Genomic DNA, 15,940 nt, shown 5'->3' with positions numbered 1-15,940 from the left:
GTGGATGCTTCACATGATTGATCCGACATCGAAACCTCAAGGAGAAGACAGATGCGTAAGACAATCCTGACGATCTTTACGGCAGCAATGCTTGCAGGCGCTTCAGTCGGCGCAGCGTTCGCGCAAGGTGCTGGCGGTGGCGCCGGTGGTGGCGCAGGCGGCGCCGGTGGTGGGGCCGGAGGCGGTGCTGGCGGCGGCGCGGGCGCTGGTGCCGGGGCTGGCGGCGCAGGCGCAGGCGGTGCTGGAGCTGGAGATGGCGGCTCAGGCGGAACCGGCGGCGGCGGCGGCATCACCCATGTCGAGCGGGGCGGACAAGGTGCTTCCAGTCCTTCCGGCATGCGCAACGAAACGACCCCACCGTCCAACGGCGCCACGCCGCGTCGCTAGCGGTTCGCGGTTAGCAATCCTCCAAAGCGCGCCCTTGCTGTTGCGCGCATGAGAGCGGCCTCGGTGAGATCCTCTCCTCGCCGGGGCCGCATCGCGTTCAGGTCGCAATTAGAGGAGTCGGTAAACGTTGCACTTGGAACGCCGCTTCACGAGGCACGTTCAATGTTGAAATGGAGATTTCCATGAAGCATCGATTGCTCCTGGCCGCCGCCTCTCTCGCGCTCGTGACGGGCCTCGGCTCCCCAACGGCGGCCGTCGCACAAGACCGCTACTGCCTTCAGGGCCGCGTCTGGGGCTATCCGGGCAACTGCCAGTTCGCCAGTTACGCTCAGTGCATGGCGACTGCATCGGGAACGCACGCCTATTGCGGCGTCAATCCTCGCTATGCCTATGCACGGCGATATAGGGGATATCGGTGACCGGCCCAGGTGCAGACTGGTCATCGATCCTCCTTCTGACCGATCCCGCCGCTGAGCCGAGCGGCCCCGCGGCAGCAGAGCAAACGCTCAAGGCGCGCCAGGGACCGCTTTAGCTCTCTCGCTCGATACGCCGGCGGATGTCCAGCAAAAACTGGCTGACACCATCATCTGGGCTGACGCCGTCAGGCGACGCTATGGTGGTGATGCCCCAGTTCGCCAATACAGCCTCCTGCACCGGATTGCGCTGCGTGACGAACGCGAAGGACCTCGGTCGGTCCTGGCGGTGCCCGGACTCATCCCAACTCTGCCAAATCCGATGCAGCAGGAGCCGAATGTTGGGATCGGACATGCTGTATCCGATGAAAAGCAGCGTGCTGCCCAAGGCATCGGCGCGAAACCGGATATCGAGTGGCGAGTCGAACGCGAGCCGGTTGAGGAAGTCGGTCTCGGTCAAGACGAGCGAGGCATCGTCGTCGAAGTCGCCATGAAATTTGATGATGTGCGTGACGCCGGAACGGGCGCTTGCAATGTCCTTTGCGTTGCTGATCTTGGCATAGGGCTTTTCCAGGACCTCGAAGGCCGTCTCGAGGTTGCGGTCGTAGTTCGTGGTGTAAATGGTCGGAAAATCGAGCTCCACGATCAGCCGGTGGAGCCGTGAGGCCGCGATCCTGTCCGGGTCGACGCGCCAGTTGCGGTCGAGCCAGCTGCGGAGCGGGCCGATTCCGCCGCGCTTCAGCCGGTAGTACTCCGCCAGCATCTGATAGCCGCCGTGCATCCCAGCGATCACGTCGCGCTCAAGTCCAAGGTCATCCAGCAGATGGTCGATCAGAGATTGCCAGGACGGCAGGCCGACAGCCATCGAGACGCCGGCGCCGACGAACAGGATCGCGCAGCGTCGCTTGATCGCCGCGGCCAAGACCTCATGAGGCGGTCGCTCCTCGAATGCGAGTCCGGTCGGTTGCTGGTTCATCTACCTTGAATAACTGGACGAGACGCGGGTTCCTGGAGCCATGCCATCGCTCAGCGGTGAGGGGGCGGTCTTCTCCGTCTGCGCCGCGAAGCGGGCGATTAGACGACGAAGCTGCGCCTTGTGCACCAGACGGCCCGCCGTCTTCGGCGAGACCCAGATTGCTTCACGCTCTCCCTTTTCCGGCCACCAGCGCTCCTGCCCGTGGACCCTCATGGGAAAGACGGCAACGTTCATGGTCCGCTTGCGATCACCCTTCCGCTTGCGATGCTTGAAGGAGCCCAGCGCGCGCTTTGCGGTGACGCCGACGAGACCGGCCTCCTCGTACGCCTCGAGCGCAGCCGTACGGTGCGGCTCCGTCTTGCGCATCGGCGATCCCTTCGGGACACTCCACCTGCGCTTGCGCCTGGTCGTGATCAGCATCACGCGCAATTCGGAATTGTTCAGCATGAACGGCAACGCGGCGCATTGTTTCTTGCCCATCAGGCGCCTCCAGTTTGGTCGATAAGCCTACCCCGCAGCCATCGTTCCTTTATGCGCGAGTGTCCGTCCCCGATCAGAACTTCCGTTCGACCATCTTGAGGCGCAATCCGGAAATGGCTTCGCCCGGATTCAAGCCCTTGGGACACGCCTTCGCGCAGTTGAGGATGGTGTGACAGCGATAAATCCTGAAGGGGTCTTCGAGCTTGTCGAGGCGCTCGCCCGTCGCCTCGTCGCGACTGTCATTGACCCAGCGGGCCGCCTGGATCAGGGCCGCTGGGCCGAGGAAACGCTCGGAATTCCACCAGTAGCTTGGACAAGATGTCGAGCAGCAGGCGCAGAGGATGCACTCGTAGAGCCCGTCGAGCTTGGCCCGATCCTCATGGCTCTGTCGCCATTCCTTCGGTGGTGTGGGTGACACGGTTTGCAGCCAAGGTTCGATCAATGCGAGCTGTGCGTAGAAATTCGTCAGGTCGGGAACGAGGTCCTTGACCACTGGCTGATGCGGCAAGGGCAGCACGCGCAGCGGCTCGCCGTTCGGAACGTCCTCGCTCATGGACTTGGTGCAGGCGAGCGTGTTCTGGCCGGCGACATTCATCGAGCAGGAGCCGCACACGCCTTCGCGGCAGGACCGCCTGAATGTCAGCGTGGAGTCGATGTTGTTCTTGATCCAGATCAGACCATCCAGAACCATGGGCCCGCAATCGCTCATATCGACGAAGTAGGTGTCGAGCCGGGGATTGCGTCCGTCGTCGGGATTCCAGCGATAGACCTGGAATTCGCGCAACGATTTGCTGTCCGGCTTGGGCCAGATCCTTCCCTTTTCGACGCGGGAGTGTTTCGGAAGCCTGAACTCGACCATGTTACCTCCGGGAAGACATGAGGCGTGATAACCGCGCATCAGCCGGGATTGAAGCAGCGTAGTTGCAGAAGATCATCCAGCGACACACCCAACAGCACGATGCGAAAGGCCGGTGCTGTAGCGAGCATCAGCAGCAATATAAAAATGGCATAGACCAGAGCTGGCGAGGTCTCTCTAGCGAGGCTGTAGACTGCTTTCCGCATGGACCCTCCCTTGCGTGCCGGCGCGTGTCATGGCGGCGCCGATGACCAACATGGCCGCACCCCATAGCAGGAAGCCGATGTCCCAGAAGATGCGCTGCTCGTGAGGCACGGTCTCATTCACCTGGTGCAGCTTGAAGACCTCATGGTCAACCACGCCTTCAACCAGATTGAAGATGCCCCAACCGAGCAACACCGCGCCGAGACACTGGCCGCGCGACCAGTGGATGTCAGACCCGCGCGCCCGTTGCCACAGCACATACAGGCCGAGGAGCACAACAACATAGGCCGCGCTGTGGAAGATGCCGTCCCAGGTCGTGTTGAGCTTGACGCTGTCGATGGAGTTGAGCGGATACCAGCCGCTTAACATATGATGCCATTGCAGCAGCTGATGAAACACGATGCCGTCAAAAAACCCGCCCAGACCAAGCCCGAGAAGGACGCCCGCGGAAATCGGAAAGCTGCGTGAATTTCTGTGTTGCATGATTTTGCTCGTGCGCCGGTCGGCATCTGGATGATGGACAAACCGTCCTCAGTGCTGCCGTTCCTATGATCATGACGCACTTCCCGTGCCAATAACCTGCGTTAACCTGCGGGCTCGTGCCAGGATGCCGACATCAGGTGGAGCATCGCCCGGCTGCTTTCGGCGGCGATAGGAACGTTCGAAACGGTCGCAGCGTCTTGTGAATCCAACATTGGAGATTCCACGTCGTATTTGCGATCAGATGGCACCCCGGCGAACAGCAGGTCGCATAGATGTCGCCGCCGATCATTCAGCGTCACCTGGCGATCCTGAGCAATCTCAGGGAAGTCGGCTAGAGCTTCACCAAGCGACAAAGGCGCGACGGTGGCCGTGTGTGTCCGCCCACGTCAAAGTCTTCGATGATTCCAATCGCGAGGAGCCAATATGGCGTATGCCCTGTTCAAGGACGGCGAAAAACTGAGCCGGACGTTTTCAACCAAAGAGGAAACCCTGAAAAAGGCCGAAGACGCCGGTCTGGTCGAAAGCGGCGGGGGTCAGCCCAGGCTCGAGGATGACCTGAAGATCAAGCCCTGCTCGCCCGACCCCGAACCTCGAAGCGAGGACGACCTCGATTGGACGCCGGAAAACCCGGCGTCCTGATCGCCGATCTAACAGCCTTTGCAGATGCTCTTGATCTTTCGATCGACGTGGGAATCCTGAGAGTTCTCCGAGCGTATTTCGGCGTCGCCCGGGATCGACGGACCGGGTGTCGCAGTTCCGTCAATCCGTCCGCTGCTGGTCCCCCCTGCGGGATTGCCGGCCCGCCCGACGGTGGTCGATCCTCGCGGCCCGCCACCGCTCGATTGGGCCGTTCCAGCGGTGTTCGTGCCGGTAGCCGTCGTGCCACGCGAAGCCGCGGCCGCGTCGCCTGGATTGCCCAGGCTGGGCGATGCACCGCCCGTCTGGTTTGTAGCTCCTGCAGACCCAAGGCCTGCCGACCCAGGGCTTGTGGCACCGCCGGTGCCGCCGCTCGTGCTGCTCGCGCTTGCTCCGCCCGATCCTCCCGAACCGCCGCCACCGCCACTCTGCGCCGAGGCGGCCCCTATCGACGCGGTCGCCAGGAACGCGATCAGCATCAAGCTCGAAGTTGTCTTAGCCATTGCTCAGCTCCTCTCACGATCGTCGTGCGTGTGATGTTGATCGCGCTCACCACCGCCTCCCGAGACGTGTGATTTGCGGTCGTTGGTAGCCGTTCCGGGCGCAGGGCGCTCATGCTCGCGACCTCCCTTTTCGGGGTGCTTGCGATCCTGCCGCGAGGAGCCCGGACCACCGAAGCGTTCACTGTCTGAGTTCTTGTGTGGCATTCATCGGTCCTGCTGGTAGCCTTGGTTTGTCGTGTTCTGCTTGATGTTGCCGTGACGACCCTGGGTGTCGAAGTTCTCGCGGTCGGGGACTCTTTCATCCGTCTCGATCCTGGGATCAGATCCGGGTCCCTTGTCGCTGCGCTGCTCTGGCGTATGGGGGGCAATTTGGACATTGCATGCTCCTTGTTTCGGTCTCGCGACCTCATGCGCTGGCAATGAGATGGGGCGGCGGTCGTTCCTGATCGATGCTGATGCATGCCCCTAGGAACGAACGATTCCTGCCCGTGTTGACCCCGCAGTTCATACGGAAGGCTTTTTGTTCATGGTCCAGGCTCTATCGCGGGAAACGGAGAAGGACGGCACCCGGAAGCTGATGATGGCGGGATCGCTGGCGTACGTTGATCGCGTGCCACCACACCGACAGATCGCAGAGAGGACAAGTTATGCCGAAAGCGAAAGCGCCTGAAAACGACCCGAGAGAAACACCGGTCGACGATCCGCGACAGCAGACGGATTTGCCAACCCACCGGCAGACGGACCAGCCTTGGCAGGGAAATCCCGAGAAGGAGCAGATCGACCCAAAGCGTCCCCCGATTGATCTGGAGCGATGGCAAAAGTCGAATACCCACTAGCTGCTACGCATGCGCTTCGTTCACGCGTCGAGCTCATGGATGGTGGGCCGCAGGTCGCCGCCCTCATCGAGATCGAGCGTTGCCAGCGTGATCGGCAGGTTGAATCGCCTTGGACCGGCGCTTCCAGGATTCAGGAAAAGCACTCCGTTGATCGTGTTGACCTGCACCCGATGCGAATGTCCTGATATCACCACGTTCACACCGGTTGCCGCGGGGTCGATGGCGAGCGCCTTGAGATCGTGAAGGAGGTAGAAACAACGAGCGCCGAGGTGCACTGTTTCGGTTTCGGGATAGCGCCTCGCCCAACTGCCGACATCGACGTTTCCCCTGATGGCGGTGACGGGCGCTATTCGGCAAAGCCTCTCCAGAACCTCCGGCGCGCCGATATCACCAGCGTGGAGGATATGCGACACCCCTGCAAGACGGCGTCCGGCCTCAGGTCTGAGAAGGCCGTGCGTATCCGAGATCACTCCGATCCTCAACGCCATGTCAGGCCGCGACTTCAGTGCAGGACATCCAGTGGCACTTTCCCGATCTCCTCACCCTGCTGGTTCGTGACCAGGATGGAAAAATGACGATTCCTGAGTTCGGGACGCTCCGCAAGGAGCCTCTTCGCGATCTCCTCGGCAACGTCCAGCGCCACGATGTCGTCGGGCAATTCAGCTCCTCCCTCGTCGGCGACGGTCTCGGAGTCGACCAGATCAAAATGATAGCGCGGCACGTGAACCCTCAATTCGTCGCAGGAACGCGCGATCTCGGGCCTTCGTTCCGGCGCTCGCACGTCAACGCCCGGCGTGTCCGCAGGAACCCTCAGGGTCATCGCGGCATTGCTGCTTTTTGGAGCCGACACATGCTCGGAGAGTTGCGCGTGCTTGCCCAGCCGGGCGCAATCATCGCCAGTCTCGCCGTCCTGTTGCTGATGGCCGCTGGCGATGCGGCGATCGTGATCGCCGTGAAGGGCTGGCCATTCTAGCCCGATGATTGATGTCGGACATCCCTCTTCGGCCCATCGCTCCGATTAGCGGATAGGAACCTTTGTAGGCCTGCCCGGTTCCGCCTGTGAAGCGGAGTGCGACAAGGCGTCAATGCAGGTCTGGGTGCGAAGGGTTCTGGTGTTGTGCACGATCTGGCCGCTCACGGCGTGTGCGGGCCGGCAATCGGCGCTCGATCCGCAAGGGCTGCAATCCGACCAGATCTTGCACACGCTGTTCATCTTCCTCGCTGTGTCGGCGGTCGTCTGGACCGCCGTCGTGATCGCGCTCTGCATCGGAATGATGCGGCGAAAACGTTCGGCTGATCGGCCGCTTGACCTTCACCAAGCCTTCGAGGAATGCTCCGGGCGCGTCATCCTCGCGCTTGGGATTGCGACCACCGCCGTCGTGCTCGGTCTCTCCTTCGTGAGCTATGCCGGACAACGTACCGTCTTTGCCAAGGACGAGAAAGCCCACATCCTCAAGATCATCGGCCACCAATGGTGGTGGGAGGTCCGCTATGAGGCCGACAGTCCGCAGCAGAGTTTCGTGACGGCCAACGAGATCCGGATCCCGACCGGCCAGCCGGTGAAGGTCGAGCTGGAATCGGCGGACGTGATCCACAGCTTCTGGGTGCCGAGCCTGACCGGCAAAATGGACTTGATCCCCGGGCAGAAGAACGAGCTGCAATTCACGGCGAAGAACGCGGGCATCTATCGCGGGCAATGCGCCGAGTTCTGCGGGATCCAGCACGCCCACATGGCATTTGCCGTGATCGCGATGTCACCCGACGAGTTCGGCCGCTGGCGCCACCATGAAAACCAGAGCGCCAACAGCCCTGCCGATCCGCTCGGCAAGCAGGGCGAGGCTCTGTTCCGGGCGCGCGGATGCGCCTTGTGCCACAACATTAGCGGCACGCTGGCCGGCGGGCAGCTCGGCCCGGATCTCACGCATATCGGCAGCCGCACGACCATCGCGGCGGGAACGTTGCCGAATAATTCGGCCACGCTCGGCGCCTGGATCGCCGATCCCCAGCACATCAAGCCCGGCAATCTCATGCCGAGGATGCCGCTGCAATCGGATGAAATGATCGCCATCATTCATTATCTGGAGCAGCTCAAGTGAGCATCGCCGCTGAACCAAATGAGTTGCGGGACGACGTCCTGAACGGCCTTCGACTTTCCACACAGCTGGAGAAAGTGTGGCGCACGCCGTCCGGCTGGATGGGCGCGCTGACGTCGGTCGACCACAAGGTGGTCGGCCGCCGCTACATCATCACGGCGTTCGTATTCCTGCTCCTCGGCGGCCTCCTCGCGGTCCTGATGCGCATTCAGCTGGCCGGGCCGGAGAAGACGTTTCTCTCCGCCGACAAGTACAATCAGGTCTTCACGATGCACGGCTCGACGATGATGTTCCTGTTCGCCGTGCCGGTCATGGAGGCGTTCGCCGTTTATCTGGTGCCGTTGATGGTCGGCACGCGGAACATCGCCTTTCCGCGACTGAACGCCTTCAGCTATTGGATGTTTCTGTTCGGCGGCTGCTTTCTCTGGATTTCCTTTGCGCTGAATGTCGGCCCCGACGTTGGCTGGTTTGCCTATGTCCCGCTCTCCTCGCTGCAATTTACGCCGACAAAGCGCCCGGATGTCTGGGCGCAAATGATCACCTTCACCGAGGTCGCGGCGCTCGCCGTCTCCGTGGAAATCATCGTGACCGTGTTCAAGCTCCGCGCGCCCGGCATGACGCTCGACCGCATTCCCCTGTTCGTCTGGGCCATGCTGGTGACGAGCTTCCTTGTGATGTTCGCGATGCCCTCGATCATGGTCGCATCGACGTCACTGATCCTGGATCGCCTCGTCAACACGCGCTTCTATGATTCCTCCTCGGGCGGACATCCCCTGCTCTGGCAGCATCTGTTCTGGTTCTTCGGCCATCCCGAGGTCTACATCATCTTCATCCCGGGCACGGGAATGGTCTCGGCGATCCTCGCGACGTTCGCACGACGGCCGGTGATCGGCTATCCCGTGGTGATCCTCTCGTTGATCGCGACCGGCTTCCTGTCGTTCGGTCTCTGGGTCCACCACATGTTCGTCACGGGCCTGCCCCAACTCGGCGCGGCCCTGTTCACAGCCTCCAGTATGCTGATCGCGGTGCCGAGCGGGCTGCAGATCTTCTGCTGGCTGGCAACGCTCTGGGACGGGCGTCCGGTCTACCGGACCCCGCTGTTGTTCGTGATCGGCTTCATCGTGATCTTCGTGCTCGGCGGGCTGTCCGGCGTCATGGTCGCCTCGGTCCCGATCGACACCCAGGTGCACGACACCTATTTCGTCGTCGCCCACTTCCATTATGTCCTGATCGGCGGCGCTGTGTTCCCGCTGGTCGGCGCGGTCTACTACTGGTTTCCCAAGATCGCCGGCCGCATGCTCAGCGAGCGACTCGGGCGCTGGAATTTCTGGCTCGCCTTCATCGGCTTCAACGTCGCCTTCTTCCCGATGCACATCCTCGGGCTGATCGGAATGCCGCGCCGGGTCTACACCTACACCGCCGACATGGACTGGGCGCACCTGAATCTCGTGTCCAGCGGTGGTGCTCTCATTTTCGCGCTCAGCTTCGCGTTGCTTTTGGTCAATGTGGTCTACAGCTTGCGTAAGGGCGCGCTCGCAGGCGACAATCCCTGGGATGCCTCCACGCTGGAATGGGCGACGTCATCGCCGCCCCCGCCGCAGAATTTCGACCGCATTCCGGTGGTCAAGCACCGCGATCCGCTGTGGGCCGATAGCGAGAGCCTGCCCGTGGTCGCGGGTCTGAGCGCCGAGCGGCGCGAGGTCCTGCTGACGTCGCTCGCGGAAGCCGAGCCGCAGATCCGCGAGGCTTCGCCCGAACCCAGCATCTGGCCACTGCTCACAGCTATCGCAACGACCGTGTTCTTCATCGGCTCGATCTTCACGCCCTGGGCGGTGCTCTGGGGCACGCCGCCGATGGCCGTCACCTTGATCGGCTGGTTCTGGCCGAGCGGCAGCAAGGAGGACGAGGAGTGAGACAGACCATCGTCCGCAATGTCGCTGAACTGCCGACTTACGGCTACGGCCCGCGCAGCGGACCGTGGTGGGGCGCGATGGGCTTCATGGCGCTGGAAGGTATGGGCTTTGCCATTGCCATCGGTGCCTATCTCTATCTCTACGCCGTCAACCCAAGCTGGCCGATCGGCGCCTCGCCGCCCGATCTCTGGCCAGGCACAGCCGAAGTCGTGGTCTATCTGCTGAGCATCATCCCGAACGAGATCACCAACCGCGCCGCACACCGGCAGGATCTCGCGAAGGTGCGGACCGGACTCATCGTGATGGCCCTGATCGGCATTGCCCTGCTGGTGCTGCGCGGCTTCGAGTTCGCGCATCTCAACACCCGCTGGGACAATTCAGCTTACGGCTCCATTGTTTGGCTCATTCTGGGGCTGCACACGACCCACCTTGCCACCGATGTCGGCGACACGGTCGTGCTGGCGGTATTGATGTTCACGCGCCATGCGAAACCGCGCCGGTTCAGCGACGTGACCGACAACGTGTTCTATTGGAACTTCGTCGTGCTCGCCTGGCTGCCGCTCTATGTCTTGCTCGATTGGGTGCCACGCCTATGACCGCAGCCGATCGACATTCCAGACTGCTTTATTGGGCCGGCGTTGCGCTCGGGCCCATCGCGTGGGGTATCAACTTGCAGGGCGTCTACGTGCTCGCGCACTTCTCCTGCGAACAGACCAGGCTCAGCGGCGCGATCATGAGCGCGGTTCTGGCTGTCGTCGCGCTGGCAGGCACTGTCATTTCGGCCCGCGCCGTTCGGCGCGGCGCGGGGGCTGAATGGGCCGATGCGCGGGGTGGCGGACCACGAACGTTCATGGCCTGGCTCGGCGTCGGCTCCGGCGTGTTATTTGCGCTGGTGATTGCGAACCAGTTCGCCGCCTCGCTCATGATCAGCCCATGCCTGCGCTGAGCTTTGCAGCACTGCTGCTCGCGCTGCTCGCGGCGCCGGCCGATGCGCACGGACTATCGGATGTCGATCCCGGTTCGCTGTGGAGCTACGATCCCTGGCTCATGGCCCCGCTCTATGCCGTCGGTATCGGCTTCTATGTCGGAACGCAGCGGCTCTGGCATCATGCAGGTGGTGGCCGTGGCGTCAGCTTCCGCCAGGTGGCCGCGTTCTGGACCGGATGGCTGGTGGCCGCACTTGCCGTGACCTCGCCGCTGCACTGGCTCGGCGAGCGTCTGTTCACCGCGCACATGGTCGAGCACGAACTGCTGATGGTGGTCGCGGCACCGCTGATGGCGTTCGCCCGGATCAATGGTCCTCTGCTGTGGAGCCTGCCGGCCCGGCTTCGCCCGGCGGCAGGCCGCATGCTCGATCTGCCGATATTGGCGTGGCCCTGGCGTTTTGTAAGCCACCCCATGAGCGCGACCATCCTGCACGGCGCAGCGCTCTGGGTCTGGCATGCACCGCCTTTATATGCGTGGGCGCTCGAGAATACGGCGATCCATCGTCTCCAGCACATCAGCTTCTTCGCGACTGCGCTGTTGTTCTGGTGGGTGCTGCTGCATGGCCGCGGTCAGGGCCGTAGCACTCGAATTCGCGACGGCATCGCTGTCGCGTGCCTTTTCATCACCATTTTGCATTCCGGCGTGCTCGGAGCTCTGCTGACCGTGTCGCCGCGGCTGTGGATCCCAGGCCAGGGCGCCCTCGCCGGGGAATTCGGCCTCTCGGCACTCGAGGACCAGCAGCTCGCCGGCATCCTGATGTGGGTGCCCATGGGCCTACTCTATACCGGCGCCGCGTTGTTCTTTGCTCACCGCTGGCTGACTGCGAACGGCGGTCATTCCCGCCTGCCGCTCCCTTCAACATCCGGGCTGAGCGACGCTGCATAGGAACCGCAAGTTCTGTTCGAACGTTCGCCTGCCGACTGCGACACTCCACGGAGGCCACATGGAAAAACGATCCGTCATGGTGCTAACGGCAATCACCGCAGCATTCTTGGTGCCTGCAGTCTTGAGCGCGCAGGACCAACCCAAGTCAGGGATGTCGTGCCCGGTCGACCATGACAAGCTCGCCGATATCCTCAAGAAGAGTGTCAAGCCGGGCGGCGGCCCCAGCAACGGCGGTCTCGACAACAACGAGTGGGCTGCCGTCGTCAATCGGCAGGGCATCGTCTGCGCAGTTGCCTATAGCGGCGGCAAGGTCGACGACCAGTGGCTCGGCAGCCGGGCCATCGCGGCCGAGAAGGCCAATACGGCAAATGCGTTCAGCCTGAAGGACAAGGCGATCGCGACCGCCAATCTCTATGCCGGTGCGCAGCCCGGCGGGTTCCTGTTCGGAGCGGCACTCGGCAACCCGCCGTCTCCGGAAGCCTTGTACGCCGGATCTCCCGACAACTTCGGCACGGCCCAGGATCCGATGGTAGGCAAGCCGATCGGCGGCACCATCGTGTTCGGAGGCGGGTTGGCGCTCTATGACGGCAACGGCATCACGGGCGCGCTGGGCGTCAGCGGCGACAGCTCCTGCGCCGATCACAACGTGGCCTGGCGCGTGCGTCACCAGCTCGGGCTCGACCGCGTGCCGGCCGGCGTCAGCCCCAACATGAAAGACGCAATCATCTATGACATCGGACCCGACGGCAAAAGTCCGTCTGGATTTGGCCACCCCAAGTGTAACGGCAAGGAAGATCAGATCGCAGTTGACCTCGGCGCCGGCGTGTCCGGCAACGTCGTGAGATAGCTCGTCGTCGGTCTCACCTCTTTGGAACCAAGCGAAGTCGGAACGTTTGTAGGTTCGTAAACCGGCCTGCAACGGCGCACGGCCTCATCACTGCCGTGGAGATCTTTACATATGTTAGTGCGTGGTCTCACGCGTTTGCTGGGCCGACTTCCAGGCTTCCTTTGTGCCCTTTGCGCGTCCTGCGCGTTGCTGTCGTCCGCCTCGGCACAGAGCGATCTCGCCAGCCGCATGAAAGATCCCGGCCAGTGGCCGATGGCGGCGCGCGACTACGCCAACACCCGCTATAGCAACCTTGATCAGATCAACACGTCCAATGCATCGCGCCTCCAGCTTGCATGGACGTTCTCGGTCGGTGCCGATCGCGGCCAGGAGGCGGCGCCGCTCGTGGTCGATGGCACCATGTATGTGGTCGGCCCTTATGCTGGCCCCTACCCCAACCGTGTGTTCGCACTCGATGCCACGAGCGGTGAATTGAAATGGTCCTACGCGCCAAAGCCTGAACCGGCAGCCGCGGGCGTTGCCTGCTGCGACGTCGTCAATCGCGGACTCGCCTTCGACAACGGCAAGGTCTTCCTCAACACGCTTGATAACCACACGGTCGCGATCGACGCCAAGACCGGCAAGGAGCTGTGGCATACGAAGCTCGGGGAGATCAACAAGGGCGAGACCATCACGATGGCTCCCGTCGTGGTCAAGGGCAAGGTGCTCGTCGGCAACAGCGGCGGCGAGATGGGCGTGCGCGGCTGGGTCACCGCGCTCGATGAAAACACCGGGGCCATTGCGTGGCGCGCCTACGCCACGGGCCCGGACAAGGACGTGCTGATCGGCGACGACTTCAAGCCGTTCTACGACAGTCTCAAGGGCAAGGATCTCGGCGTGAAGACGTGGCCGGCCGACCGCTGGCAGGTCGGCGGCGGCACGATGTGGGGATGGATCTCCTACGATGCCGAACTCAATCTGATCTACTACGGCACAGCCAATCCGAGCCCATGGAACGCCAACCAGCGCAGCGGCGACAATCTCTGGAGCACCACAATCTTTGCCCGCGACCCCGACACCGGCCGCGCCAAATGGGCTTACCAGATCAACCCGCACGACCTGTTCGACCACGACGAGATCAACGAGAATGTGCTCGTCGATCTCGAACTGAATGGAAAGCCGCGCAAGGTGCTGATCCACCCGGGCCGCAACGGCTATATGTACGTGATGGATCGGGCGACCGGCGAAGTCATCTCGGCGGACGCGTTTGAATTCGTCAATGCCTATAACGGCGTCGATCTCAAGACCGGCAAGATCATCCCCAACGAGGAGAAGACGCCGCTCGCCGGCAAGACCGTCGAGAACATCTGCCCGGCCGCGCCGGGCGCCAAGGACTGGCAGCCAACCGCCTGGTCGCCCCGCACCAAGCTGCTCTACGTGCCGCATCAGCATCTTTGCATGAATTTCAAGGCATCGCAGGTCGGCTATATCGCAGGCACACCTTATGTGGGCGCCGATGTCGACATGTATGCCGGCCCCGGCGGCCACCGCGGCGAATTCATGGCGTGGGATCCCGTCGCGCGCAAGAAGGTCTGGGAGATCCACGAGAAGCTGCCGGTCTGGAGCGGCGCGCTGGTTACGGCAGGCGACGTCGCGTTCTACGGCACCATGGATCGGCTGTTCAAGGCCGTGGATGCCAAGGACGGGCATGTCCTCTGGCAATTCCGCGCCGGCTCCGGATTCATTGGCCAGCCGATCTCCTATCGCGGCTCCGACGGACAGCAATACATCGCGATCCTGTCGGGCGTCGGCGGCTGGCCGGGTGTGGTGGCCAACGCCGAGGTCGATCCGCGGGTGCGCAACGGCGCGCTCGGTTTTGTCGGTGCGACCCAGGATTTGCCGTTCTACACCGCGGGCGGGAGTGAGCTGCTGGTCTTCAAACTCGGCGGCGCGAATGGTGAGGACACCAGCCATGCGCCTTCGAAATAGTTATCCCGGCATCGCTCTTGGTTTTCTGGTCGGGCTTGCAACCACGGCGGCGGCAGCGTCGGATCGCGAGCTTCGCGTCTGTGCCGATCCCAACAATCTGCCTTTCTCGAACAGCGCCGAAGCAGGATTCGAGAACAGGCTCGCGGCCATGGTGGCCGAGCATTTCGGCCTGCAGGTCTCCTACACCTGGTGGGCGCAGCGCCGCGGCTTCATCCGTAACACGCTGAAAGCCGGCAAATGCGACGTCGTCATGGGCGTGCCGTCCGGCTATGATCTCGTCGAGACGACGAAGCCGTATTATCGCTCGAGCTACGTGTTCGTCACGCGGCAGGACCAGCACCTCGACCTTTCGTCCCTGCTCGACCCGCGCCTGCATCACCTCGCGATCGGCGTGCATCTGATCGGCGATGACGGCAACAATCCGCCGCCCGCGCAAGCGCTCGGCGAACAGGGCATCGTTGACAACGTCCGCGGCTACTCCATCTACGGTGATTATCGCCAGGCCGATCCGCCGGCGCGCCTGATCGAAGCCGTCGAAAGCGGCAGCCTCGATGTCGCCGCAGCCTGGGGTCCGCTCGCCGGATATTTCGCCCAGCGCTCTCCCGTCCCCCTGACGGTCACGCCGATCCGGGATTACGAGCGCTTTGCACCTCAGCAGTTCCAGTTCGCCATCGCGATGGGCGTGCGCAAAGGCGACGACGCCTTGCGCGACCGACTGAATGCATTCATCGACGAGCACCGGTCCGAGATCACCTCGCTGCTGCGCAGTTACGGCGTTCCGCTGGTGGACCAACCGGTTACGGTATCGGGAGGACATGAGTGATGTCTGCTCCAGTGCTGCGCGCGAGCGCCCTGTCGTTGCTGCTGGCGGTTGTGCCGAATGGTGCGGGACTGGCCCAGCAGACTTTGCCGCAGTCGCAGGAGGCGCAGATGCCGACGCTGTCTCCGCGCCCGAACTTCGGTGGCAGCGTCGGCAATGGCAGGCCCGGCGTCTTCATGCAGGTCCCCGTCAGTCACCTCCATCCCGGCGCGCAGCCGGACCCGCCGCAGATCAAGAACCCTGTGCAGGGCGATCCCAATGCGGAGCAGCGCGGGATGACCTACTACGTCAACTTCAACTGCGTCGGCTGCCACGCGCCAAATGGCGGCGGCGGCATGGGTCCGGCACTGAGCAACAACAACTTTACTTACGGCTCGCAGCCAGAGAACATTTTTCTCTCGATCTACCAGGGGCGGCCGAATGGAATGCCGGCCTGGGGCGGCGTGCTGCCCGACAGCGTGATCTGGGATCTCGTCACCTATATCGGCAAGATCAGCAACGAGCCGAGCCACCAATGGGGCCGAACCTTTTCCGCGAATCTGCCTTCGCCCGAAGTCGAGCAAGTCCCGAGCGAGCAGGTCTCGACGACCGATCCCTGGTCTGCCACCAAGTCTTTCAATTTCGGCCAGAAGCCCTGATCGCCGGGAAGCAGC

The 15,940-nt window shown here is 62.8% G+C and carries 21 protein-coding genes; 14 read left to right on the top strand and 7 right to left on the bottom strand.

Annotated features, from left to right (window positions below; translation table 11 throughout):
* Nucleotides 1-51 precede the first annotated feature (51 nt).
* Both IVB07_RS11110 and IVB07_RS11105 read left to right on the top strand, forming a co-directional pair.
* Nucleotides 52-387 (top strand): hypothetical protein, encoded by a 336-nt coding sequence (locus tag IVB07_RS11110; protein ID WP_143273835.1) that lies wholly within the window; start codon nt 52-54, stop codon nt 385-387.
* Between the two features lie 182 nt (nt 388-569).
* Entirely contained in the window at nt 570-806 is a 237-nt protein-coding gene (locus IVB07_RS11105; protein WP_083926601.1) for a DUF3551 domain-containing protein, read from the top strand.
* A gap of 109 nt (nt 807-915) precedes the next feature.
* Here the strand turns inward: IVB07_RS11105 and IVB07_RS11100 are convergent, their stop codons facing one another.
* The 5 genes from IVB07_RS11100 to IVB07_RS11080 all read right to left on the bottom strand — a co-directional run bounded on the left by IVB07_RS11100 (nt 916) and on the right by IVB07_RS11080 (nt 3,799).
* Nucleotides 916-1,776, bottom strand: coding sequence for an SIR2 family protein (locus IVB07_RS11100; RefSeq protein WP_018460384.1), 861 nt, complete (start codon nt 1,774-1,776; stop codon nt 916-918).
* Nucleotides 1,777-2,256, bottom strand: coding sequence for an NUDIX hydrolase (locus IVB07_RS11095; protein WP_247767638.1), 480 nt, complete (start codon nt 2,254-2,256; stop codon nt 1,777-1,779).
* Between the two features lie 73 nt (nt 2,257-2,329).
* Entirely contained in the window at nt 2,330-3,115 is a 786-nt protein-coding gene (locus IVB07_RS11090; protein ID WP_018460386.1) for a succinate dehydrogenase iron-sulfur subunit, read from the bottom strand.
* A 38-nt stretch (nt 3,116-3,153) separates the two neighbouring features.
* Nucleotides 3,154-3,318 carry a hypothetical protein gene (locus IVB07_RS11085; protein WP_157643156.1) on the bottom strand — a complete coding sequence of 55 codons (165 nt, stop codon included), beginning with the start codon at nt 3,316-3,318 and terminating at the stop codon, nt 3,154-3,156.
* The gene (locus IVB07_RS11080) at nt 3,290-3,799 is read right to left on the bottom strand and encodes a DUF2243 domain-containing protein (RefSeq protein WP_247767637.1); all 510 of its coding nucleotides are present in this window, start codon (nt 3,797-3,799) and stop codon (nt 3,290-3,292) included. The genes IVB07_RS11085 and IVB07_RS11080 overlap by 29 nt, the downstream gene beginning before the upstream one ends.
* Before the next feature lie 423 nt (nt 3,800-4,222).
* Between IVB07_RS11080 and IVB07_RS11075 the strand changes: the two genes are divergently transcribed.
* A complete protein-coding gene (locus tag IVB07_RS11075) occupies nt 4,223-4,438 on the top strand; it encodes a hypothetical protein (protein WP_018460391.1) in 216 nt (71 codons plus the stop codon).
* A gap of 503 nt (nt 4,439-4,941) precedes the next feature.
* Here the strand turns inward: IVB07_RS11075 and IVB07_RS11070 are convergent.
* Nucleotides 4,942-5,142, bottom strand: a complete 201-nt coding sequence (locus tag IVB07_RS11070) for a hypothetical protein (protein WP_083926603.1) — start codon at nt 5,140-5,142, stop codon at nt 4,942-4,944.
* A 443-nt stretch (nt 5,143-5,585) separates the two neighbouring features.
* Here IVB07_RS11070 and IVB07_RS11065 point away from each other — a divergent pair, with 443 nt between their 5' ends.
* The gene (locus IVB07_RS11065; RefSeq protein WP_083926604.1) at nt 5,586-5,774 is read left to right on the top strand and encodes a hypothetical protein; all 189 of its coding nucleotides are present in this window, start codon (nt 5,586-5,588) and stop codon (nt 5,772-5,774) included.
* Nucleotides 5,775-5,794: 20 nt separating this feature from the next.
* Here the strand turns inward: IVB07_RS11065 and IVB07_RS11060 are convergent, their stop codons facing one another.
* On the bottom strand, nt 5,795-6,262 hold the full coding sequence (locus tag IVB07_RS11060) for a metallophosphoesterase family protein (RefSeq protein WP_026234020.1): 468 nt from the start codon (nt 6,260-6,262) through the stop codon (nt 5,795-5,797).
* Between the two features lie 17 nt (nt 6,263-6,279).
* Here IVB07_RS11060 and IVB07_RS11055 point away from each other — a divergent pair, with 17 nt between their 5' ends.
* The 10 genes from IVB07_RS11055 to IVB07_RS11010 all read left to right on the top strand — a co-directional run bounded on the left by IVB07_RS11055 (nt 6,280) and on the right by IVB07_RS11010 (nt 15,925).
* Nucleotides 6,280-6,747, top strand: coding sequence for a hypothetical protein (locus tag IVB07_RS11055; RefSeq protein ID WP_198293419.1), 468 nt, complete (start codon nt 6,280-6,282; stop codon nt 6,745-6,747).
* 139 nt (nt 6,748-6,886) lie between these two features.
* Entirely contained in the window at nt 6,887-7,870 is a 984-nt protein-coding gene (gene coxB / locus IVB07_RS11050; protein WP_245288577.1) for a cytochrome c oxidase subunit II, read from the top strand.
* Nucleotides 7,867-9,780, top strand: a complete 1,914-nt coding sequence (gene ctaD, locus IVB07_RS11045; protein ID WP_018460397.1) for a cytochrome c oxidase subunit I — start codon at nt 7,867-7,869, stop codon at nt 9,778-9,780. Before coxB ends, ctaD begins: the two co-directional genes overlap by 4 nt.
* A complete protein-coding gene (locus tag IVB07_RS11040) occupies nt 9,777-10,376 on the top strand; it encodes a cytochrome c oxidase subunit 3 (RefSeq protein ID WP_018460398.1) in 600 nt (199 codons plus the stop codon). The genes ctaD and IVB07_RS11040 overlap by 4 nt, the downstream gene beginning before the upstream one ends.
* On the top strand, nt 10,373-10,726 hold the full coding sequence (locus IVB07_RS11035) for a hypothetical protein (RefSeq protein WP_018460399.1): 354 nt from the start codon (nt 10,373-10,375) through the stop codon (nt 10,724-10,726). Before IVB07_RS11040 ends, IVB07_RS11035 begins: the two co-directional genes overlap by 4 nt.
* Nucleotides 10,714-11,652 carry a cytochrome c oxidase assembly protein gene (locus tag IVB07_RS11030; RefSeq protein ID WP_018460400.1) on the top strand — a complete coding sequence of 313 codons (939 nt, stop codon included), beginning with the start codon at nt 10,714-10,716 and terminating at the stop codon, nt 11,650-11,652. The genes IVB07_RS11035 and IVB07_RS11030 overlap by 13 nt, the downstream gene beginning before the upstream one ends.
* Before the next feature lie 58 nt (nt 11,653-11,710).
* The gene (locus IVB07_RS11025; protein WP_026234021.1) at nt 11,711-12,499 is read left to right on the top strand and encodes a heme-binding protein; all 789 of its coding nucleotides are present in this window, start codon (nt 11,711-11,713) and stop codon (nt 12,497-12,499) included.
* A 111-nt stretch (nt 12,500-12,610) separates the two neighbouring features.
* On the top strand, nt 12,611-14,467 hold the full coding sequence (locus IVB07_RS11020) for a PQQ-dependent dehydrogenase, methanol/ethanol family (RefSeq protein ID WP_026234022.1): 1,857 nt from the start codon (nt 12,611-12,613) through the stop codon (nt 14,465-14,467).
* A complete protein-coding gene (locus tag IVB07_RS11015) occupies nt 14,451-15,290 on the top strand; it encodes a substrate-binding domain-containing protein (protein ID WP_018460403.1) in 840 nt (279 codons plus the stop codon). The genes IVB07_RS11020 and IVB07_RS11015 overlap by 17 nt, the downstream gene beginning before the upstream one ends.
* Complete coding sequence (locus tag IVB07_RS11010; protein WP_026234023.1) at nt 15,290-15,925, top strand: cytochrome c; 636 nt, start codon at nt 15,290-15,292, stop codon at nt 15,923-15,925. Before IVB07_RS11015 ends, IVB07_RS11010 begins: the two co-directional genes overlap by 1 nt.
* Nucleotides 15,926-15,940: the final 15 nt, after the last annotated feature.

It is taken from the genome of Bradyrhizobium sp. 172 (assembly GCF_023101065.1).
Lineage (GTDB): Bacteria > Pseudomonadota > Alphaproteobacteria > Rhizobiales > Xanthobacteraceae > Bradyrhizobium > Bradyrhizobium canariense_D.
The sequence above is the reverse complement of the archived record's forward strand: the minus strand, read 5'-3'. Positions and strand labels throughout refer to the sequence as shown.